Genomic DNA, 22,819 nt, shown 5'->3' with positions numbered 1-22,819 from the left:
CGGATTGCTTATTGTTTGATCACGCCGTCCTCGTCCCAGAGGTCTCGCCAGTCCTGATTGTCCTTCCATAGGAAAACCTGGCCTTTGATGAGACGGCAGTTGCGGTCGATGGTGACGATGTCGCGCATTTCCTCGTCGCTGAGCGGATCAGCCGTGATTGCGGCGAGATTGGCAAGTATGTTGCGTCGCTTGGTTGAGAAGGGAATCGGTGTCTGTCCACGTTGCACGGCCCATTTTAAGCAGATGGCGGCGGGGTGAACGTTGTGCGCGGCGGCGATGCGCTGGATGACGGGATCTTCGAGTGGGGACGTGTCCTCGGACGTGCGGTCGCGCTCGGGACGCCCAGGTGAACCGAGCGGGCAATAGCCTATCGGAACGATGTTTTGCGAACGCACATAATCAAAAAGTTCGAACTGCTGGAAGTGTGGATGTAGTTCCATTTCGTTGACCGCGGGACGAACGCGTGCGTCCCTCAGAAGGAGTTTTAATTTTGGAACGGTGGTGTTGGAGGTGCCGATGTGCCGAACGAGTCCGCGGTCATGCAATGTCTCCAACTGCCGCCATGTGCGCATGAAGTTTTCGTGAATATAGGGGCGCGCGTCGGGGCTGCGCGAATCGACATCGCAGCCGGGCGGGTGGAAATTGGGAAACGGCCAGTGAACGAGGTAAAGATCGAGGTAATCGAGGCCGAGATCGGAGAGCGATTTTTCGAACGACGGGATGACGTCGGCCTCAGCGTGTTTGTCGTTCCAGAGTTTCGAGGTGATCCACAGATCGGCGCGCTTGATGCCTGTATCCGGTGAAAGGATACGTTTGAAAATGGCGCCGATCTGCGCCTCGTTTCCGTAAACCGAAGCGCAATCGAAATGGCGATAGCCGACCTCGGCGGCGGTAAGGACCGCGGCGGCGACTTCGTCGGGCGTGACGTGGTCGGAGCCAAAGGTGCCCATGCCGATTGCGGGCATGAGCGCGCCGGTGGCGAGCGTGCGTTGCGGGACAAGTGAGGGCGCGATGGCGTCGGGTGCGTGCGGGTTAAAATCAATCATGATGAAGAGGGGAAAATCACGCGATTGGCGTGACGCCTTTTTTGAGGATGATGTTGCCATATTTGGCAGTCTCGCCGGTCATGAGCACGGCGTAGGCGGAGCGCGTGCGTTCATAAAACGCGAAGCGGTCGATGCGCGTAATCGCGGGCGCGTCGGGCGCGTGTTTTTTGATGGGCACGAGATAGGACGCCTCGACAGCGGGGTCGAGCGAGTCGCCGGGCGATGCAGCCATCATCACGAGCGGATCGGGCACATAGGTGTCGATGCCGAAGAGCGGCAGGATGCCGTCGAGGAGCGAGGGAATGCGCAAGCCGTCGGCGCGGAGCACGCGATTGTTAAACGACTCGCCGGGGAAGTGTGCGTCGGCGAGGACAATTTCGTCACCGTGCCCCATGCGCGAGAGCACGGCGAGCAGTTCGGGACTGATGAGCGGGGAGATTCCTTTGAGCATGATAATGGTGATTGTTTGAAAAAATAGAAAACATAGCGCGCGCCCAGCGTCGTTGCCGTCGGCGGGCGCGCGTGTGACCCTCTATTATTAACCCTATTACTTGCGAACACGCCGCATCGCGACGAGCAGTGCGAGCGAAAGTATATGCCACCAACTGAGCGCGCCGCCGCCACCGCCACCGCCGCCACTGCCAGAGTTGCCAGGGTTGGTGCCGCCACCAATGGTTGCCCCGGTTGTGGCGTCCACCGTGGTGACTTCGGCGGATGCAAAGTCGCCGGTGGTGAAGATGATTTCGCGAATGACAGCGTTGCCGGTGTCCGCCACGAGGAGCGTGCCTTCGGGAGAGAGCGCGACGGATTGTGGAGAGTTGAACAGCGCGTTGACGGCGGAACCGTCGCGCAGGCCGGAGGAGCCGGGCGTGCCGGCGAGGGTGATGATTTCTCCATCGACGGCTAGGACGCGGATGGTGTGGTTGCCGGTGTCGGCGAAGTAGATGTTGCCGGCGGTGTCGGTGGCGAGGCCGCGCGGGTTGTTGAGAAGCGCGACAGGCGCGTCGCCATCGGCGGAGCCGGAGATGCCGGGTGTGCCCGCGTAGTGCAGGAACGCGCCGAGCGAGTCGGGTGTGCGGAGTGTGTGATTGCCGGTGTCGGCGACAAAGAGATAACCGTCGTCATCAACAACAACGCCGGCGGGTGCGTTGAAGAGCGCGTCGGTGCCGGCACCGACTGCGCCACCGGAGTTGCCGGAAACTCCGGCGAAAATGGTGACGGTGCCAGCGGTGTCCACAGTGCTGATGGTGTGGTTGGTGGAATCGGCAACGTAAAGCACGCCGGCTGAGTCGATGGCGAGCGCGACGGGTTTTCCGAGGCCGCTGGCATAGGTGGTGACTTGGGCGTCGGCGGTAATTTTGCGGATTGCCCCGTTGTCCTTGTCAGCAACGAGGAGTTCACCGGCGGCGTTGAAGACGATAGCCGCGGGCGCGTTGAAACGGGCCGCTGTGCCTGTGCCGTCGAGCAGTTCGCCGGTGGTGGAAGCGCCCGCGAAGATGGTGGCGGAGCCTGAGGTGTCGATGCGGCGGATGATGTTGGAGGGCGTGTCGGCGACGTAGAGCGCGCCGGTGCTGTCAAAAGCGAGATCGGATGGGCCGGAGAAAATGGCCTCGGCGATGACGAGTTTGACGGGGTTGCTGTAGGTGGTGCCGTTGTCGTTGATGGCGCGGTAACGGAAGAGGTAGCCGTTCATGCCGGCGTTGACGCGCGCGATGTTGAGCGTGCCCGTGGTCACGCCCGAGTAGTTGGAGTTGGCCGGGGAGAGATCGCTCCAGTTCGAGCCGCCGTCGGTGGAGATTTGCCAGCGGTAGGTGGGCGCGGGCGATCCGGTGGCGGAGGCGGTGATGGTAAATGTGCGGCCAAGGGTGACTGTTTGCTCTGGGAGGTAGTTGTTCGCGATGGAGGGGGCGGACACGGGAATTTCTACCCAGGCGGCGTAGAGGGTATGATTATTGATGTCCGGCACGATGGTTGTCTGCGTGATTTCGTCGCCGGTGGCGTCGGGACCGGTGAACCAGCCTGCGAAGGTGCAACCGGGTTTCGCCGGAACGGGCAAAGCGCCGTAGGGCAATTCGCGGGTGATGTCTTTCGTGGCGGGGGATACGGAGCCTTCCTCGCCAACGTCGAATGCGACTTGGATAACAACAAACGGATTCGCCGCTTGCGTGATTTGAATATTGACCGGGCTGCCTGTCGCGCCGGCGCTTGCGACGCGAAGCGTGGTGGAACGCTCGGTGAGGGTGCCGTGCGGGTTGAGATCGTATTCGACGGTGACGTAGCCGATGTTGGTTCCGCTGGTGGCGGTGCTGATGCGCGCCCAGTCGGGAACGTCGGTGAGCACGGCCTGCCAGTCGAGAGAGGAGCCGGCATCCCCGGTGTTGGTGATGGAGAATGAAACCGAGCCGGCGGCACGCGTGACATTTTGCGCAGTGTCGGGAGACACCGAGAGAGCGGGGCGCGGGCCGGCGTTGACGGTGAGCGTGGTGACGGTGGAGAAGACATTGCCGTCGATGTCGCCGCCGACGCCGTTGTTGAGCTTCACGCGATATTGATTGCCGGTGTCGAGATAGCTGAGGCCGGTGAGAGCGAGCGTGGCGGAGGTTTCGCCGGAAATGTCGCTCCACGTGCCGCCACTATCGGTTGAAATTTGCCATTGCAATGATGGCGCGGGATTGCCGGTGACGGAGACGGAGAGGTTAATATCGGTGTCGTAGGCGATGGTGTCGGCGGGGAGGTCGCCGTCGGTGGCGAAGCCGGGCGCGGCAACGATGGCAAGCGTGGCATCGAGCGAGACGCGCTGATAGGCGGCTCCCTTTACATACACGGTGTAAACAGCGCCGTCGTCGGCAGCGGTGAGCGCGGGCGTGGTGTAGCTGGCGTTAGTGGCACCGGAAATGGTTTCATCGTTCTTTTTCCAAATGTAGGTGAACGGGCCGGTGCCGGCGGCGTTCACGGTGAAGGTGGCGGTTTCGCCGGCCTGCGCGGATTGGTCGCCGGCATCGGCAGCCCACGAGAGAGAGGGGGGAGTTTCGCCGCTCGGATCGACGATGTTTATCCAGATGGCCTGACCGCCGGTGTCCGGGTCGGCGCCGGTTTCGAGCGTGGTGTTGACGCCTGCGCCGAGCGCGGTGAGCGCGGGGTTTGGGAAAGCGCCTGAGATGCTGGTGGCCGTGGCGATCTTGTAGCGTCCGGGAACTGCGGTTGCACTGGAATCATTTCCACCAATTGCGAGCTTGAGGAGCGCCGCTCCGCCGATGGTGAGTGTTCCGTTGACCTTGAGCATGCCGTGCGATCCGTCCTCGAAAAAGTTGGCGGTAAGGCCGCCCGAGGATGCCACGGTGCCGGAGCTGGAAACGGTGAGCGTGCCGCCGGAAGTTTGTTCGCCCGCCGCAACATAGCCGGAACCGTTGACGAGAATGCTGCCGTTTATGGCGCCGGTGCCACTGATTATGCCAACGCGACCATTGATGGTGCGAATGCTGCCGTTGTGGGTGCCGTTGACGAGGAAAGTGCCGCGATTGATTTCGGTGTAGGTGGCCGGATAATCATAATTAACGATTCCGGTTTCAGTGAGGGTGATGAGATCGGTCTCAAGCTCGCCGATGCGAATCGCACTGGCACCGTCAACGCGCGGAGAATAGAGTGTTCCGGAAATGACGGACGAATAGCTGAGGTAGGCCATGGTGTTGCCCCATGCCACGTAAGAGCCTTCCTCGCTGTGCAGCGTGCTGAAAGTCGCTCCGGAAATATTTGTGGCAACTTGGGCTCCTGTTTTGACGACAACCTTGGCACCCCAGAAGGCATTGGCGCGATTGGGATAATTTCCGTATGAACCAGTGGCGTTGACAAAGGTGTTTCTGTTGAGGATGAGCGTCCACTGTTTGTCGTTGTTGTTGCCGTTGAGGCTGAAGAACGCGCCGGCGTCGAGTTCTAGCTGTAGTAATCCAGAGCCGGTGCTTGAGAGCGTGAGCGTGGTGGAGCCGGTGGTGGTCGTGGCGGCGAAACCTCCGATCTTGTGCGAAACAGTGTCGTCGCCGGAGTTTGTCAGATCAATGTTGACTGCCGGTGTGGCGGGAAGCGAAGGATCGATGCGGACGCGGTGGCCGGAGCCGGGAACAATCCCGTCCGCCCAATTTGCCGGAAGGTTGTAGTCGTTGCTTACGGTGCCGAGCCAGGTGGCGGTGGTATTGCGAGTGCCGCTTTCAAATGCGGGCGCGGTGGCGGCAGCGCGAGTGTAGGTTTCGCCGGAATCGTAACCGCCGGGGATGGGATTGCCGCCGGAGTCGCTGATAGTGGCTGCGTCGGAGACTTTCAGACCGACGGCCCCTGCGCTTTCGAGGGAAAGACCGGAGATGGTGACATAGAGAAGCGTCGGATCGTCAGTGTCGGTGCGAACACCGGTGACGGCGGCGCCCGTGACGCCGGCATCGACGATTGCCTCAAAGTCGGCGGCATCGGCACCAGCGAAAGCTTCCGAAAAGGTGACCTTGAATACGACAGCGGCGGATGTGGTCGTCTCGGTGGCGGGGCTGTAACGGGTGATCGAGGAGACGGAAGCCGCGCTGGCGGTGGCGGCGAGCAAGAGGAACGCGCCGGCAGTGACGACGAGCGCGGCGAGGCGTTTGAGACAGTTTATGGGGGAGGTGCCTTTTATCATGATGGAGCGTGGTGGTTGGTTGTTTTTGGGAAATGGATTCGTGTTTTATTTCAGTTCCTCGTCGAAGCAGACGGCGACTTTGCCGCAGCGACCGGAGGCCATGAGCGCGTAGGCGTCGTTGACTTTTTCAAGAGGGAAACGGTGCGTGATCAACTCGGCGGGATGCAGGTTCCAATGCACGAGGCGCTCGACAAGCTCCTCCATTTTCCAGATCGAGGTGACCCATGAGCCGTGGAGCGTTTTCTGGTCGTGAATCATGTCGGGCGAGGGATTCATTTCCAGTTTGCCGCCCTCGCCAATCATGACCATGCGGCCCCATTTGCGCGTGGCGCGCAGCGCGGTGTTGCGCGCGCTTGCGTTGGCCGAGCACTCGACGGCGCGCTCGACGCCGTTGCCGCCGGTGAGCGTGCGGACTTCATCGACATTGTCGGGGCCGGAGCGCAACACTTCGTCGCATAGGCCGAGGTCGCGCGCAATTTTCAGGCGCTCGTCGATCACGTCGATACCGATGATTTTGCGCGCGCCAAGTTTGCGGCAGAGCGCGCCGGCGGCGAGCCCCACGGGGCCGAGTCCGGTGATGAGCACGGCGTCGTTTCCGCTGATGCCGATTTTTTCGAGGCCTTCGTAAACGGTGCCAAAACCGCACGCGACTTGCGCGCCATCGGCATAACTGAGCGAGTCGGGCAGATGGACGAGATCCTTTTCCTCGGCGAGCAGGTAGTCGGCCATGCCGCCGTCGCGCTGCCATCCGTAGGCGCGGCGGAATTTCTCGCTGGTGCACGAAATCATGTAACCGCGCCGGCAGTCGTTGCACACACCGCAACCGGAAATGTGATACACGATCACGCGGTCGCCTTCGCGAAAGCGACGGCAGCCGGGGCCGGTTTTGATAATCTGGCCGCAAGGTTCGTGTCCGGCGATCATGCCGTCCTGATAACCCTCGGGGCCCTTGCCGAGGTGCTCGTGATAAATGCAGCGGATGTCGGAGCCGCAGATGGTGGAGCACTTCATGCGGATGAGGACTTCGCCGTGGCCGGGTTGCGGGACGCGGCGCGCCTCAAGCTTGGCGGTGCTGTTGCCGGGCAGCGTCGCGGCGGACATCTCTTCGGGCAGGGTGATTGAGATCATGGGTTGTTGCGGATGGAAAACGATTTTCGGGTATGTTGGACCGTTCAGGATTTGCGCGCGCGGCGCAGCGCGACGAGCAGGGCGAGTGAAAGCGCGTGCCACAGACTGGGCGCGCCGCCCCCGCCCCCGTCGCCTTCGGGGGCGGGATTTGGTGCGGTGGTGCCGCCGGTCGTGGCGGTTACGGTGAGCGCGGCGGTGCCGCTGCTAGCGGACCCCAGCGGATTTATGGCAACGGCGTGATAGCTGCCGGTGTCGGCGCTTTGCGCCGAAGTGAAGACAAGCGTGTCATTGGTCGCGCTCGCGACGGGGGTGTTGTTTTTATACCACTGATAATCGGGCGCGGGCGCACCGGAAGCCTCGGCTTTTAGCGTGATGTCGGTTCCGGCACTAACGGTTTGGCCGATCGGCGAAGTCGTGATGATGGGGCCGACTTGCAGGACGCGCACAATGTGACTGCCGGTGTCGAGCACGTAAATTTCTTCGTCCGCGTCGATGGCGATGCCCGCAGGTGCGGTGAGTGTGCTTTGCATGCCGATACCGTCTTGCGCGCCGTTTGTTCCCGCAGTTCCGGCAATCGTGGTGACGATGTTCGTGGCGGCGTCGATTTTGCGGATGGTGTGGTTGCCAGTATCGGCGATGTAGAGGTTGCCCGTGGTGTCGAGCGCGAGGGCTTGCGGGGTGTTGAAGCGCGCTTCGGCGAGCGCGTCGCCGTCGGCGGAATTCGTCTCGGTGGCGGAACCGGCAATTGTTTCAACGAGGCCGCTCGCGAGCGTGATGCGACGGATGACGCTGTTGCCAGTGTCGGCGAGGTAGAGCGCGGTGTCGGCGGCGTTGAGCGCGAGTCCCATCGGCATGTTCAAGCCGGCGGATGTGTTTGCAATGATGGTGGAGGCACCGGTTGAAACATCGATTTTTCGCACGGTGTTGCCGCCGGTGTCGGCAACGTAAAGGTTGCCGGAAGCGTCAAGGGCGAGTCCGTGTGGGGCGTCGAGTGTCGCGCCGGCGCCGGTGAGGGCGAGTGTGCCGACCGCGCGGGTGGTGATGTCGATTTTCTTGATGGCGTTGTTGCCCGTATCGGCGACGTAGAGCGTTGCGCCCGCGGAGTCGATGACGATGGCGGAAGGTGCGTTAAATCCGGTGGCGAGGATCGAGACTGTTCCACCTGGTGCGATTTTGTGGATGACGTTGTTGCCGGTGTCGGCAATGTAGAGGTTGCCAGCGGCATCGGCGGCGGCGGAGCATGGAGCATCGAAACCGGCCTCCATCCCCACGAGCGTAGTGAGCGCGGTCTTGGGATTTATCGTAAGCGTGAGCTGAAAAGTTGTCGTGCCCGCGGCATTGATGACGGTGAGCGTGATGTTAAACGTGCCGGTTGCGGTCGGAGTGCCGCTGATCTCACCAGTGTTTGTGTTGATGGAAAGTCCGCCGGGGAGGCCGGTGGCCGCGTAGGATGTGATCGAGCCGCCGGTTGCGTTTACTGCGAGCGAGAATGCCTCTCCAATCATGCCGGAGGTGTGCGGGGCGTTGGTGATCACGGGTTTTCCGATGGTTGTGATGACCAGGGTCTTCGTGTCGGTGCCGCCGGCATTGGTTGCGGAAATCTCAACATTAACCGTTCCCTCGACGGTCGGCGTGCCGGTGATTTTGTTTCCGTTAATGCTTAACCATGATGGCAGGTTGGATGCGGCAAAACTCGCGGGCGAATTTATCGCCACTATGGTGTAACTGAACGGCTGCCCCACCATGGCGTTTGCGGAAAGCGAACTCGAAATGACTGGCGCGAGCGGTAAGGGCGGCGCTTCGGAGAGTGTTAGTTTCAGGGTGTTTCCGTCCGCAGTGACAGTGGCGATTAGTTCCGTGGCGACTTGTCCGCTCCATATAAACTCGGCGGTATTATTAATTTCTCCCGTTGCTTTTAATATATTATAAACACCCGCGCCCAGGGGGGTGTTGTTGGCGGGCGCGACGGTGATTGTGCCGGAAAGAGTAACCGCGCCGTTGATGATCAGTCCGTCGCCCGCTGTCGAGGGGAGTTGCAAAATCGCCCCGTTTCCCACCTGGGCGCTCCCCCCGATTGTGCCGGTGCCCGCGAGGGTCGCGCCCGCGTTTACGGTGACACTGGTAACGCCCAGCGCGCCGTTGATTACGAGTGTGCCGGCGTTAATACTTGTCGCACCCGTGTAGGTGCTGGCACCGGTGAGCGTGAGCGCGCCGACGCCGACCTTAGTGAGCGCGCTCGGGCCTGTGAGATTTTCGATGGAGCCCGCGTAGGTTGTGTCGGCGCCTTTTGCACCGACTTGCCACGTTGTCACCTTTCCGGAGGTCGGACCGCCTTGAATGCGCGCGGCGGCGGCTCCGGAAAGCGCGCCAATCTCGATTGTATAGTCATCGCCGGCCTGGATGTTTTGCGCGATGACATACGGGCCAAGGTCAAGGGATGCCCTGCCGTAGCCAAAATCGTTGGAGATGCGAAATTGGGATTCATCCGTCCTGCCGGGCCTGATGGTAACATTGATTTGTCCGGAAAACAACGACCAGTCCCCGCTGAAAAGTCCGCGCACATAATCGACCACCACGGTCAAAGTGCCGCTGCCGGTCAACGGGCCGCTCACGCCGGCGCCGGCCATGCGGGGCGGACATAACAAAGCGCCGGATTTTCCCTCCGGCACTGTAATCGTATTGGTAAATTCTCCGTAGGTCGTGCCCTGGCTGCTATTGTATCCATGCAACTGCAAGGTGCCGCTGCCGAATGTAATCGCGCCCCAACCGACTCCGGCGTTGTCCGCCGTCCCCGCCTGTATAATTCCGCCGTCGATTTGGGTGCCGCCATAATAAGTGTTTCCACTGCTTAATATCAAACGACTGTTTCCCCTTTTTTGCAATGTCATCGGTCCGCTGAACAAGCCGCCGCCTTCGATGGTGTGGTCTTTTGTTGTATCAAATATAATACTGGCCGGCATGAGCGTGCCGGCCTTGCCTATTGCGGGCGAGTTCGAGCCTGTGTCGTCAAATGTTACGCTGTCACCGTCGGAAAACGTCACAGGGAGATTGTCGGCGTCCATGAAATTTTGCGTGACGTTGTCGAAGGCATTTGAGGCATTTCCTCCGCGCCACAACAATTCGCGACCCGGCGGCAAGGGTGTGACACTAGCGGGCATTTCCAGACTTATATAGTCATACATGACATGATTCTGGGCTGATCCGGTCGAGCGTTGAACCAGTGTGATTGTGTTTGCTCCGATTCGAAGCGCCGAGACCGGAATCGTGACATACGCCAGGCTGTATTTCGCGTGATTGCCGAGACGGGCGAGCGCGTTGCCGCCATTGCCGCCTCCGGTCGCGGCGGGAGCCACCTCGGCGACATGCGAGCTTTCCTGATTAACATAAACCTGAACATTGCCGCGATCTATGCCGGCGAACGCGAGCGTGAGCGTGGCGTTGCCGCTGACGGGGAGGCTGTCGAGATTGAAGCGGATGCGCCATTTCCATTGCGACCAGACGCCGTCAACAAGATAGCCGGAGTGCGCATAATTCCAGTCGGTGCGCCAGTCGCTTTCGCCGACAATATATTCGAGCGGGTTCGGTAGCTCCTTGTGAAATTGCTCCCACAAAAACGATTTCCAGTAGTCATCGCCGTGGCGAAATTCATCAATGCGGCGGTTCGGAATGCCGATCTCCCACACAATGCGCTCGCCGGGATGCGTGACATTCCAAGTGATGTCGCCGAGGTCGTTTATTCCGCCGGCGGTCACGGTGACTTGCTGCGGGTGAGCATATTCCCCCACCGCACCGTCGGTGAACACGCTGAGCGTGTAATTACCGGGGCGGACGGCGGGGATTATAAAGTTTCCATTTTCATCAGGATGCACCCAAGTCTGATAGCGTTTCGATTCGAACTGCCAGTTGCCGCCCGCATCGGGTTGCGAGAGACCGACCCATGTGTTTGTTCCGGCGGCGAGCGCGGGCTTGAGCGTGTCAGTGATTATGATTTTCCCTGTCACGTCGCCGCGCTGGACTTTCGCTGGATACTCGGCGATCGCCAGCCAGTCGTAGGGCCACGCGTCGATTTCCGCCCGCACTTGCGCCTTGGCGTCGGCCCAAAGCGCGTCTCCCGCGTTTTCGGTCGCTGAGGTGGAGTTGCAGTAGAGCAAAAATGGTCCGTATATTTTCGACCATTCCTCGCCGGCGGCGACGACGGTTTCGGATGCGTTGTAATGATTTCGTCCAAAGTGCAGGAGCTGGTTTGCCTCAGCAACGGCGAGATCGTTCTTTATGGGACCGTCGTTAAGATAATCGTATCCGCCCAACACAAACCACGCGCCCTTTTTGTTTATATTACTGGCATGACCCCAGCAACCGGCGGTTTGGTATTCGAGCGCGTATTGGTATTTGCAGTCGTATTCGCCTGCGCGCTCGCCCGTGGTCAGTTTGATGATTTCTTCGATGCTAGTTGATTGCGCGTTGAGGTAGTCCGTGCGCGTGCCCCAGAAGCCGTTGCGGTTTTCATCCGCGTAAATGCGCTCGAATATCCAGTCGGTCGATGTGTAAGGCAGTTTCCAAACCATGCGCCATTCCCCCACGCTCGTGGCCGGATAACTCGCCGGATGCGACAGCGTCACATAGCCGTATAATCCCGTGTCTCCACGACGGAGAACATAATGGCAATCAATATCAAAGGCGTGTTTGCGGCTGGTGTTGTTCGCATAAACGACCTTGCACGAAATATCAATCATGTCGGGCGTATTTGCGGTGACAGTATAAACACAGTTGGACGGGGTTTCATACGAGTCCCCGCCGCTCATGCTGTAATATATGTATCCATTTGAGGTATCCAGCATTTCAGTGCCCTCAAAGAGATACGACACAACCCTGGCGTTGGCTGTGTTAATGGTCGCGGTGATGATGCCGTTGGAAAGAATCACATTGTTCCCTTGCACGCTCAACGTGACATCCGCGCCTGCGCCGGCTACGCCGCCGCCCGGATCATTGGCCGTCAGAGCGAGGCTTGCGCATAGTGTGGCAACCAAAAAGCCAAAAAAATTCACAAAGGCGCGCGGGGGTGTGAGTAAATCGTGTTTCATGTCTCGGAAAGCGGTCGGGATAACGCCCCAAGAATAACAAAAACAAGGTAACGCGGCTATCACCCAGATGGGGGATTTTTACAGCATGGGCTGGGAGGCGCGTCCCTAGACGTAGCTTACCTCACGTTTTAAAAATCAACAAAAACCCATTTTTTGGGGCGGTTATTTTTTTGGTTTTTCCGCTGAGAACTCAGCGAAAAAGTATAATAGGTAGCCCAATGTCGCGAGACTTACAGGATTTGGCGTAGATGCGATCAAGCACGCGACCGAACTCTAAATCTGGAGTCTTCTTTCTCAATTCGACTATGACAGGAAGAAGTGTTGGAATCTCTGCGGCGGCAATGAGCCTCCCTGGCTCCCCGTTCCACGGGCGAAACTGCGGCGCACGCATCGTGAGCTGACGAAGAAAATCCATCTTTTGGAGCAAGGTGAGCGCCTCGACCTCGTAATTACTTCGTTCGTCTACAGACGACTCCTCGAAGTCGCGCACAGTCTTTTTATCGCGAGGAAACAGAATGCGGTGTTCGACCATAATTATTTTGAACAACCGGCTATATGACTGCACTAATTACAGTGTTTGTGGGATGCAGGGCAAAAGTCATTACAGAATGGAAATCCGAGGCCGCCACGTAATCAAGCAATTTAGACTGCGCTAGCATATGAACGGGATGCCATACTACTCTCACGAACTGTCGGGCCACTTGTCGCTCTGCATGGGTGCGTCTTCCCTGTATTTCTGGAGATGAATTCAGAAAATGCGAGTTTGCAAGGTTGCAAGAGAGGCATGGGCGGGGCTTCGTCTCGTCACTCCCCCTTGAGAAACTTCACCACGGCTTCGGTGCGGGTGTGGACTCGGAGTTTTTCGTAGATGTTTTTTAGGTGCGTGTGCACCGTGTCGAAACTGATCGAGCATTCGCGCGCGATGTCTTTTGTCGTGTAGCCTTTTGCCAGCAGTTGCAGGATTTCAGTTTCGCGCGGTGTGAGTTTTGACTTTGCCGATTCTTCTTTTTCAGCCGGCTGAGGCTCGCGGAATGACTGCATGACTTTGCGGGCGATTTCCCCCGTCATCGGCACTTCGCCTTTCATGAGGTTGCGGATCGCCGTCACGATTTCTTCGTAGGTGGAGCGTTTGAGCAGGTAGCCGTTGGCGCCGGCCTTGAGCGCCTGAAAAATGTCCTCGGTGTTTTCATATATAGTGAAGATCATCACCTCGGTGCGCGGGATGATGCGCTTGAGTTTTTCCGTAGCCTGAATGCCTGAGCCGTCGGGCAGGTTGATGTCCATGATGACCACATCGGGCTTGAGCGGTGGAATCGCTTCCAGCGCGCTGGCCATGTTGCGGCAGCAACACACGAGTTTGAAGTCGGGGGTGTCGTTTACGATTTCGACGATTTCGTCGGCAAGGTCGGCGTCGTCTTCAACGATTGCGATTGAGATGGGCGGCATGGCGAGGTGGTGGTGTTAAACGAAGATTGGCGGTTTGCACTTGAGGGGGAGCTCGACGGCGATGCGCGTGCCTTTGCCCGGCCGACTGGCGATATCGATGCGGGCGTCGATTTCAGTCATGCGCGCGCGCATGTTTTTGAGACCGTTGCGGTCGCGATCAGGTTGCGCGGTGGTGTCGAAACCGCGGCCGTTGTCGCTTATGTCCATGCGGAAAACGCCGGCGGTCGCGGCGAGTTTGATTGTCACACAATCGGCTCCGGAGTGTTTGAGCATGTTGTTGAGCGATTCTTTCGTGATGGCGAGGAGGTGGTGCTGAACTTCGGGTGTGACGGGCAGGTCGGGAATAGTTTCAGCACCTTCAACGGTGCACAGGATTCCGGTGTCGGCAAGATGGCGTTGCGTGTAGCGCGTCAGATACACGGCGAGGTCGTGCCAACTGTCATTTTTTGAGTCGATCGTCCAGATGACGCGGTGCAGCTCCTCCATGAGGTGGCGGGCGAGTGATGCGATGCCGCCGAGTTGTTCCTTTTGGAGCGGATCGTCGGTTTTGCGCTGGAGCTTATTGGCGACGAAACTGATTTTGGTGACGCGCCCACCGATGTCGTCGTGCAGATCGCGGGCGATGCGCGAGCGTTCGCGTTCGAGCGCGTGTTCGTATTGCAGGCGGCGGAGGCGGCGGCGGAGCACGCGAACCGAAATACTGCGCGCCCACCATGCCACGATCGCGGCGAAAACAAGCAGCGCGAGGGCGCGCACCCACCAGGTTTGCCACCACGTCGCGGCAACGATAATGACAAGCGACGCCTCCGATTGAGTAAGGATGCCGCTGTCTTCGTCGCCCGCCTGCACGTGAAACACGTAACGTCCCGGCGGCAACTGCGGATAGATGACTTTGCGTTCGTTGCCGGCATCAACCCAGCCGGCATCGTAGCCTTCGAGCATGCGACGTGTTTGCGTGCGTTCGGGCGTGGAGAAGTTGAGCGCGGTGAAACGGATTTCCACAGGACTAGCCCCGGGGGGGATGCGCACTTCGCCACCGGATGCCGGAGCGCGCAGGGTGCGGCTGTTTGCGGAGATGCCGTCGATGTAAACGGGCAGCGGTTTGTGCGAGTCGCCGGAATCGGGCGGACTGAAACCGATAATTCCACGATAGGTGATGAACCAGACGCGTCCGTCGCGGGTTTTCCACGACATGGGCTGGCTGCCGAGCAGGCCGGAGATGCCGTCGAGATTTTCGTCGCGTCCGAGCAGGGTTGCCGGCACTTTTGCCCCGGGCGCGGCGACGGCGGTGAGCAGTTGTTTTATGGACACATAAAAGATGCCGCGCCGGCTGTTGACCCAAAGGCGTTTGTGATTGTCCTCGACGACTTGGTTGATGGTGTCGTCGGGCAGTCCGTCGGTTTGCGTGAAGAGCCGCGACTCGGGGCCGCGCCAGAGGAGCAGGCCTTGGATTGTGCCGAGCCAGAGGTTGTCGTCGCTGTCCACAAAGAGCGAGTGGATGCGGTTGAAGCGCGTGCCGTCGAAAAGCGGGTGTTGCTCAAACTTGCCGTCGGCGTTGTCAAATCGGAGGAGTTTATCCCGCACGATGCTGATCCAGATTTCACCATTTTTGCGCTCCGCGATGCTGGAAACCCGTCCGCCGGGGAAGCCGTCGGCCTTCGTAAACTCGCGCAACTTTCCGTCACGCAACACGCCGAGGTGATTGTTGCTCCAGCTCACCCAAAGGTCGCCATTGGATGCGCAGAAGAGTGACTGCACATTGACCTTTCCCAATCCGGCGTAATGGCGCAAAGGCCATTTCTCGCCATTGCCGTCCTGCGCTTTTTCACCCTCGATCGTGGTCCAGTAAAGTCCGCTGACGGAGCCCGCCCACAGGCGTCCTTGCTTGTCGGCGCTGACAGTGGTCATGTAGGGAATGCTCTCCCGCCCCGCCATAATGGCGACGTTGACGCGTCCGTCTTTCACACGCGCGAGGCCGCCGGATTGATTGGCGCACCAGAGGGCGTCGTTGCCGTCCGCGCACACCGACGAGCTCACGTCCGATGGCAAACCGGCGGCGGTGTTGAGCAACACGTGGCGCCGTGGTTTGGCGCGCACGAGGCCGCCGCCGTTCATGCCGAGCCACACATTGTCGTCGATGTCGTCCGTGATCGACATTGCGCGTTCGTGATGCAGGGGCACCTGTGCAAGCCTGCCATCCATCAGACGGAATACGCCGTCGCGCCGCGTCGCAATCCAAAGTGTTCCGTCCGTTGCCTCGAAAATGTCTTGAACACCATATCGATCTGCAGGCCAGTCCTTGTTCGCATATGCGATGCTCCATCGGCCGTTTTCAATTTTCGCCAAGTGCTCGCGCGCGGCCACCCACACGCCGCCGGAACGCGCCGGGGCGACGACAAATGCGTGGCCCGTATTGCGTGTGTATGCGTGCAAGCCCTCCCCGTCATGCCAGCCAAGAAAATCACCGGCTGCCACCCACATGCGCCCCTGCTCGTCGGCTGCAAAACTGAAATACGAGGTTCCCGCACTCACCACATCGCTCGTGCTGAACGTTTGCACTCCCTTTTCGTCCCAGCGCAGGACCGTCGATGTTTCCGTGCCAATCCATACGGCCCCGTCTTTATCGACAGCCAAATCCCTCATGCGCGGCACTGCCGCCTTCTCATTTGCCGGATGCAGTTCGAACGTGCCGTCGCGAAAACGCACCAGTTTGTTGCCGCCGGTGAGGATTAGCAGCGAGTGTTCGTCCTCCAATGCAATCGCGCGGATATTGTAGCCGCCCAATGTGAAATCATCGGGAACGCGAAAGTTTATAAATTGCCGCCCGTCGAAACGTGCGAGCCCAAGCTGTGTCCCGAGCCACAGGAAACCGCGCGGATCCCTGATAACCTTATTGACGGCGTTATGCGGCAGCCCGTCCTCGGCATACCACCCGCGCGTGATGAAATCGGACGCATGTCTGGGCGCGGTCTCTTGCGCGACGGGACTTGCGTTCAGTGCCGCGCCCCAAACAAACGCGGCGCAACCGATGCCAAGCAATCCGCGCCACCACCCGCTCGAGGGTGGCGGACAGATGGATTTTGGCATGAGCGGACGAGGTATCATTTCCACCATAACGGCACGGATATTAGCACGAATGCAACCGCCAAAAAATCCCCCAAATGGGCGATATGACTGGCGGGCTGTTTTTGTTATTATTCATGGAATTATCCCATTTGTTTTCCCCAACACGCCAAACCCTCATCCCAATAATATAATCATGAATATAACAAAACGGTTCATCGTTTTTGCCGGCATTGCAGCCATCACTCTTTCGTGCGCCCTCGGCGCGGCTCCCGAAAAAACAACCGAACCAAAGGCCCCCGCGTCCGTCACCGTGCAAAAGGGCGAACTCAAGATCGAGCGCAACGGCGCCAAAGTCACCCTCACATGGACTTTGCCTCCGGGCGAATGGAAGAGTCTTGAAATTTTGCGCAATGACAAACCGGTGCGCAAAGGCGCTCCAAGGGTAAAAGCCGTGCGCTTTTCGCCCGCGAAATATGTGGATGAAGTGCCGGATGCCGGCACGCAATACTGGTATTGGTTGAAATTGGGCGGCGTCGATGGCAAAGGCGTCAACATCGGTCCGGTCGAGGCTAAATAATACCTTGTGGCACAGTCCGCGCTGCAAAATCCCCTATATGGGTGATGGCGGCCGCGCCGGCAGTCTGTTATTATACCGCACCGCCCAACCGATACTTCAACCCTCAGATTACGCCCGCATACCTCGCCGCCCCTTCCCAATAAACTTTGCCTCGGCACCATTCTTTTCCCCCTTCAACATATCACGGCCCGATTATGAAAAAACAACTTACTCCAAAATATATGAGCATGAAATTCGGCCGTCGTGTGGTGCGTTTATACTTTTTCATTCTTTGCGTATTCACCACGCACACACTTCGCGCCGGTGAGCACTTCGTCCCACCTGAACGCGGATTCATCAGCGTGACACCTGCGAAAACTTGGGAGCAGGGCTTGATCTCCGGGAACGGCACAATTGGCGCAAACATGATGAGCCGCCCGTTGGATGAAACTGTCATATTCACCCACGAGCGGCTTTTCCTTCCGCAAGGCAAGCCGCACAAACCGCGTGCAAACGGCGACCGCTTGTTCGAAATACGCAATATGATCGACAGGGGGCTGTATCAACAGGCGGCGGACTTGGCGTTTGAAATGTCGGAGCAGGAAAAGCTCATCATGCCTGATTGTCTCGTCCCTGCGTTTGATATGACAATCAGCACTCTCGGAGACGCACAAGTCGAAGATTATGTGCGTTCTGTTAATTTTGAAACCGGCGAAACACTCGTCAGATGGAGGGGGGAAAAAGGCTGGTATGAAAGACGCGTGTTTGTTTCGCGCGCCGACGGTTTTGCCGTGATGAAACTCACCGCGCCGACGAATTACGGGGTAAAATATAAAATAGGGCTGCGCACCACCATTCCGTCGGACAGCCTGAACGCGCGCCAACTGGAATGGTCATACCGCGATCTTGCCGCGATGGTCGCGGACGCCAAGTCGAGCGTGTCCGGCCGCTCACTTCGCTACTCCTACCGTTTCACGAAAGCTTTTCCCGGAGGAGTCCAGGGCGTGGAGGGTATGGCTTATATACATCGAAAGGAAGGCTCCATGACGGCGGAAGGCGCGAGCCTGATCGTCGAAGGCGCGAAGGAAATTATAATATTCATAGATGTCCGTCCCAAATTCGATCCCAAGAAATCGCAATTTGCCGACATGGACAAACGGCTGGCTGGGGTGGCCGCCGATTATGATTCGCTCCTGAAAAGGCACGCCGCAATCCACGGTGAGCTTTTCAACCGCATAAAACTCAACCTCGGAGGCGACCCCAAGGATCACCAGCTCCCGACCGAAAAATTGATCGAACTTTCACGCGCAAATGATGAGCCCAACAAGGCGTTAATCGAAAAACTGTTTGATGCGGGAAGATATAATATAATTTCGGCCACCGGGGAATTGCCACCGGTGCTTCAGGGCGTGTGGGGCGGCACATTTGCGCCTTGGTGGAATTGCGCCTACACGCACAACGGCAATATACAAGCCGCCATCGGAGCGAACCTCACGGGAAACATGCCCGAGCTCATGTGGCCCTACTTCTCATATCTTGAGTCGATGACGGGCTATTATGAAATAAACGCCCGCAACCTGATGGGATGCCGCGGCATTATGATGCCCGCGCACAGTTCGTCGCACGGATTTGTCACTCAAATCAACGATTGGTTTCCCGGTGCGTTTTGGGTATCCGGAGCGCCTTGGGCCGCTCGGTTTTTCTACGACTATTACCAATACACGGGCGACAAGGATTTTCTTCGCAACCACGCGCTGCCCTTCATGGAGAAAACCGCGCACTTCTTTGAGGATTATCTCTATCCCGGACCGGACGGGAAATATATGCTCTCGCCCGCGCAATCACCGGAAAACACACCGCTCAACACAGGCGTGCAAGCGAGCTTTAACGCGACGATGGATGTGGCCGCGGCTCGCGAAATTTTTCGAAACATGATCAGCGTGTCACGGGAACTGGGCATCAATTCCGACAAAATACAAACATGGGAGGCCATAATCGCCAAGCTGCCCGATTACATGATCGACGCCGACGGTATCCTCAAGGAATGGCTTACACCCAAGCTCGTCGACCGCATCGACCACCGCCATGCCTCGCAACTCTACGCCCTTTATTTCGAAGCGGACGACGAGTTTGACCAGCGCCCCGACTTGCGAGAGGCCGTCAAAAAACTAGTCGCGCAAAAAATGGATTGGCGCGACAAGGACCACACCAGCGGCAACATGCCCTTCGGCATCGTCCAGCTCGGTCAGGCCGCGACAAGTCTCGGCGATAGCGAACTTGCCTACCGGTGCCTCAAGTATCTGGTCAACAAGCCATATTGGTATAACAATCTCGCCTCCACACATAATTACAACGACCGTTTCAATATGGATATCAGCGGCGGAATGCCGTCGGTGATTATGAAAATGCTCGTCGAGTCGCGTCCGGGGCGAATCAAGATTCTGCCCGCGCTCCCCGCCGCATGGAACAAAGGAAAAGTGGAAGGCTTGTTGTGCAGCGGCCAAGTGGAGGTGAACGCGCTCTCATGGGATAAGCATAAAATTCAGCTCACGCTTACCTCGAATAAAGACCAGAGCGTCATACTGCAATTTCCAGGCGACGTGAAAAGTGGAGGAGTCAAATTCGTGCCCGGCAACACGCGCCAAATTGAGGTCGATTTACCCGCCGGCAAGGCGGTGACGATGGCCGTATCCCTCTGATTTTATACACAGAGTAAAATACAAGTAATATTATATATTTTATAGCAAAACATACACACCACCAATCCCATGAACTGCAAACCCACCCTCCCCCCGTCGCGGGCGTCATCAGCCCTGTCATTTGAAAAAATCGCAACCGCAGCCAAACAAACCGGAGCGTTCATGCGGGCAATGCTCGTCGCGGTGACACTCGCGCTTGTTTTTTCCTTTAGTCCTAAACTTGGCGCCCAAGCGGACGCCACCGGCGCGATCAGCGGCCGGGTTTACAGCGCCGCGACAGGCAACGCCCTCATTGGCGCGCGTGTCTCCATCGACGGGGCCGGCGCGTCCGTCACAACCACCGGCGCCGGCGGTGTGTTTACGATCACTGGAATTGCGCCTGGCGAGCACACGGTGCGGGTTTCCTATCCGGACCTCGACGAAATGAAAAAGACCGTGACTGTCGGGGGCGGCGCCACCGTTGATGTTGAGTTTACACTCTCCGCCGAGATCTATTTGCTCGACAAGTTTGTTGTCGCCGCCGAACGCGAGGGCCAGTCGTTCGCCATCAACCAGCAGCGGCAGTCTGATGTGATAAAAAACGTCGTTTCCGCCGATGCGTTTGGAAATCTTCTCGACACCAACGCCGGTGAAATTTTGAAAAACATTCCCGGTATTTTTGTCAATTACGACGGTGAAGACGTCAAAGATTTCTCGATACGCGGCATCAGCCCGAACGCCACTACCTTCACCACCGATGGGAATGTCCTCGCCAACAGCGGACTCAGCGCGATAGATGACTTTGACCGCGCGGTTTCGCTGAAAACATTCTCGGTCGCAGCCGTTGAAACCATCGAAGTATATAAAGTTCCTCCTCCTTCATCCCCGGCCAATGCCAGCGGCGGCGTTGTAAACATGGTTACGAAAAACGCATTCGACCAAAAAGGTCGCCGCGTTTCGCTCGGCCTCAACCTCAACCTTAATACAAAGGCGCTCGATTTTGGCGGCTCCAACGCCGGAGGCGCCGAACCGTCACGAAAATGGGGGCCGGGGTTTAATTTATACTATTCCGAAGCGTTTTTGAACAACACGCTCGGCGTCTCGCTCACTCTTAACGCCTATGAAAACTATCGTTACAGTTTTGAGCTTGGCGAATTCGGCGACACTTATCCCACGCTTCCCTCCGGCGAATTACCCACTGCCGACACGAAAGGTTATCTCTACGACTGGCTGATGACCGAGCGAAGCTCGCGCAATCAGTATCGCACGGCCGCACTTAATCTTGATTATAAAATTTCCCGAAATACCTCAGTCTTCTTAAGAAGCTCATATAATGACGGCAAGGAGTTGGACAGCTACTATCACCGTCTTCGTATCGGCCGGGTTGCAGGAACCACGTTTGACTCGGCAAACTCGGATTTCGACACAATGGATGTCAACGGCTACTGGTCCATGTCCCTCAACGGGGCTCCATCGCAACGGCGTTACAACGAGAACTGGTCCGTTAATCCGGGAGTCAAGCATACCTTTTTCTGGGGAAAACTTGACTACGACGTTTATGCGTCGCGTGCCTTCACGAAAGGCGCCAATGGCATCAACAGTGTCTCCCTTCAGAGCCCGCTCGGACATTATGTCCTGAGCGACGCGCGCCACGAGGACGGTGCGACCATCACCCAAGTTGGCGCAACCAGCACCAATGACTGGCTGAATTTGGACAACTGGAACACGCTGCTTATACAGAGCTACGACCAGCTCATCACCGACCGTCGCAATGGCGGTAAATTCAATGTTCATGTGCCGACGACATTGCTCGGCCATCCGCTCTCGCTTCGAGCCGGCGGCAATTATACAGACTGGCGCCGCAAGACGCACAGTTTCCGCTCTGATTACAACCTCAAGGCCGGCTCCGCAGCGCCGAACTACAGTGAGTTCACAGACCCGAATTTCCGGGATTCATCGGGAGCCTCCCGCAGCGTCATTCCCAACTGGGTCAGTCCTCATCTGGTCTCGGCGTATTTTTATGAAAACCCCGGCATGTTTACACGGAATGAAGCCAGTTATGCCGAATTCTTGGCGCGCTACACACGTGACATTTCCGAATCTGTCGCCGCCGGTTACTTCATGGGATCGTGGCAGATTTCCAACTTCAATATAATGGCCGGTGTCCGCTACGAGCGCACGGAAGTCGAAACTTCGGGCTGGTCGCGCGGTATTGACTGGAGCACGACGCCGCCGACACTGATCACCGATGTCGACGTTCGCGACCAGATCGCGCACGGAGAGCACTCCTACGACAACTGGTTTCCGAATGTGCAGTTGAAATATGAGCCCCTGACGGATCTCATTTTTCGCGCCGCATACACGACGTCCATTCAACGTCCCGACATGACGAAACTCGTGCCCGCCGACTCCCTCTCGTGGAATGGTGACAATCAATATTATACATTCGAGCGCGCCAACATCGGGCTGAAGCCGCAATACAGCACCAATTACGATCTCAGCGTTGAATACTATCTGCCAAACTCCGGCGTGGTGACCGCCGGTTGGTTTTATAAGGAAATCGACGATTATATTCTCGAAACCACGGGCTGGGCGGACAGAATAATGCCGGAATTGCTGGAATGGTTTGATTATCCAGTCTGGGTGAAAACCATGCAGAACATCGGCACCGCCAAGATGACCGGCTACGAGTTCAGCTATCGCCAGAACTTCAAGCAGTTCAAGTTCCTGCCGTCGCTTTTGCAAAATTTCGATTTCTACGGTTCGTTCAGCTATGCCAAGCCGAAGGGCGATATTGAGGTTCTCAACATGAAGCGCAAGGTGCTGAACGCGCGCCTCACCTACCGCGCCCGCAGTTGGTATACGACGGTGGCATATTACTGGTGCGACAGTTGGCTGCGCCGCAACCCCAGCACCGTTGGTTCCACGGAGGAGGGAACCTTCCGCATGGGCGACGACGGCATTTACGTGGCGCCAAACGATCGCTGGGACATTAGCTTCAACTGGCAGTTCTCCCAAACGTGGACGCTGTCTTTCGACTGGCGCAACGTTTTCAACGAAAAGGAAAAATACACAAAATACGACCGCACGGTGCGCCATTACTCCGGCGGCACAACCATCGCCGTGGCTATAAAAGCCAACTTTCGCTGAAACATGCGCGC

At 58.0% G+C, this 22,819-nt stretch carries 11 protein-coding genes; 3 read left to right on the top strand and 8 right to left on the bottom strand.

Translation table 11 applies throughout. The annotated features are described in order from the left end of the window. Positions 1–8: 8 nt before the first annotated feature. The 8 genes from M2103_RS02745 to M2103_RS02710 form a co-directional block, all read right to left on the bottom strand. Positions 9–1,046 (bottom strand): aldo/keto reductase, encoded by a 1,038-nt coding sequence (locus tag M2103_RS02745; protein ID WP_277508587.1) that lies wholly within the window; start codon positions 1,044–1,046, stop codon positions 9–11. Between the two features lie 16 nt (positions 1,047–1,062). Next, the gene (fucU, locus tag M2103_RS02740) at positions 1,063–1,497 is read right to left on the bottom strand and encodes an L-fucose mutarotase (RefSeq protein WP_277508586.1); all 435 of its coding nucleotides are present in this window, start codon (positions 1,495–1,497) and stop codon (positions 1,063–1,065) included. 96 nt (positions 1,498–1,593) lie between these two features. Then, positions 1,594–5,703 (bottom strand): InlB B-repeat-containing protein, encoded by a 4,110-nt coding sequence (locus M2103_RS02735; protein ID WP_277508585.1) that lies wholly within the window; start codon positions 5,701–5,703, stop codon positions 1,594–1,596. 45 nt (positions 5,704–5,748) lie between these two features. After that, positions 5,749–6,831 (bottom strand): zinc-binding dehydrogenase, encoded by a 1,083-nt coding sequence (locus M2103_RS02730; RefSeq protein ID WP_277508584.1) that lies wholly within the window; start codon positions 6,829–6,831, stop codon positions 5,749–5,751. 44 nt (positions 6,832–6,875) lie between these two features. After that, on the bottom strand, positions 6,876–11,912 hold the full coding sequence (locus M2103_RS02725) for a polysaccharide lyase family protein (RefSeq protein ID WP_277508583.1): 5,037 nt from the start codon (positions 11,910–11,912) through the stop codon (positions 6,876–6,878). A 190-nt stretch (positions 11,913–12,102) separates the two neighbouring features. Next, the gene (locus M2103_RS02720) at positions 12,103–12,444 is read right to left on the bottom strand and encodes a hypothetical protein (RefSeq protein ID WP_277508581.1); all 342 of its coding nucleotides are present in this window, start codon (positions 12,442–12,444) and stop codon (positions 12,103–12,105) included. 272 nt (positions 12,445–12,716) lie between these two features. Then, positions 12,717–13,358, bottom strand: a complete 642-nt coding sequence (locus tag M2103_RS02715) for a response regulator transcription factor (protein ID WP_277508579.1) — start codon at positions 13,356–13,358, stop codon at positions 12,717–12,719. A gap of 15 nt (positions 13,359–13,373) precedes the next feature. After that, positions 13,374–16,445: a sensor histidine kinase gene (locus M2103_RS02710; protein WP_277508578.1), complete on the bottom strand. Its 3,072-nt coding sequence runs from the start codon at positions 16,443–16,445 to the stop codon at positions 13,374–13,376. A gap of 172 nt (positions 16,446–16,617) precedes the next feature. Between M2103_RS02710 and M2103_RS02705 the strand changes: the two genes are divergently transcribed. The 3 genes from M2103_RS02705 to M2103_RS02695 all read left to right on the top strand — a co-directional run bounded on the left by M2103_RS02705 (position 16,618) and on the right by M2103_RS02695 (position 22,808). After that, the gene (locus M2103_RS02705; protein WP_277508577.1) at positions 16,618–17,001 is read left to right on the top strand and encodes a hypothetical protein; all 384 of its coding nucleotides are present in this window, start codon (positions 16,618–16,620) and stop codon (positions 16,999–17,001) included. Between the two features lie 221 nt (positions 17,002–17,222). Continuing rightward, positions 17,223–19,679 carry a glycoside hydrolase N-terminal domain-containing protein gene (locus tag M2103_RS02700; protein WP_277508576.1) on the top strand — a complete coding sequence of 819 codons (2,457 nt, stop codon included), beginning with the start codon at positions 17,223–17,225 and terminating at the stop codon, positions 19,677–19,679. Positions 19,680–19,748: 69 nt separating this feature from the next. Continuing rightward, on the top strand, positions 19,749–22,808 hold the full coding sequence (locus tag M2103_RS02695; protein WP_277508575.1) for a TonB-dependent receptor: 3,060 nt from the start codon (positions 19,749–19,751) through the stop codon (positions 22,806–22,808). Positions 22,809–22,819: the final 11 nt, after the last annotated feature.

Source organism: Ereboglobus sp. PH5-5 (assembly GCF_029504805.1).
In the GTDB taxonomy this organism is placed as follows: Bacteria; Verrucomicrobiota; Verrucomicrobiia; order Opitutales; family Opitutaceae; genus Ereboglobus.
This window is presented reverse-complemented; position numbering and strand designations above follow the sequence as displayed.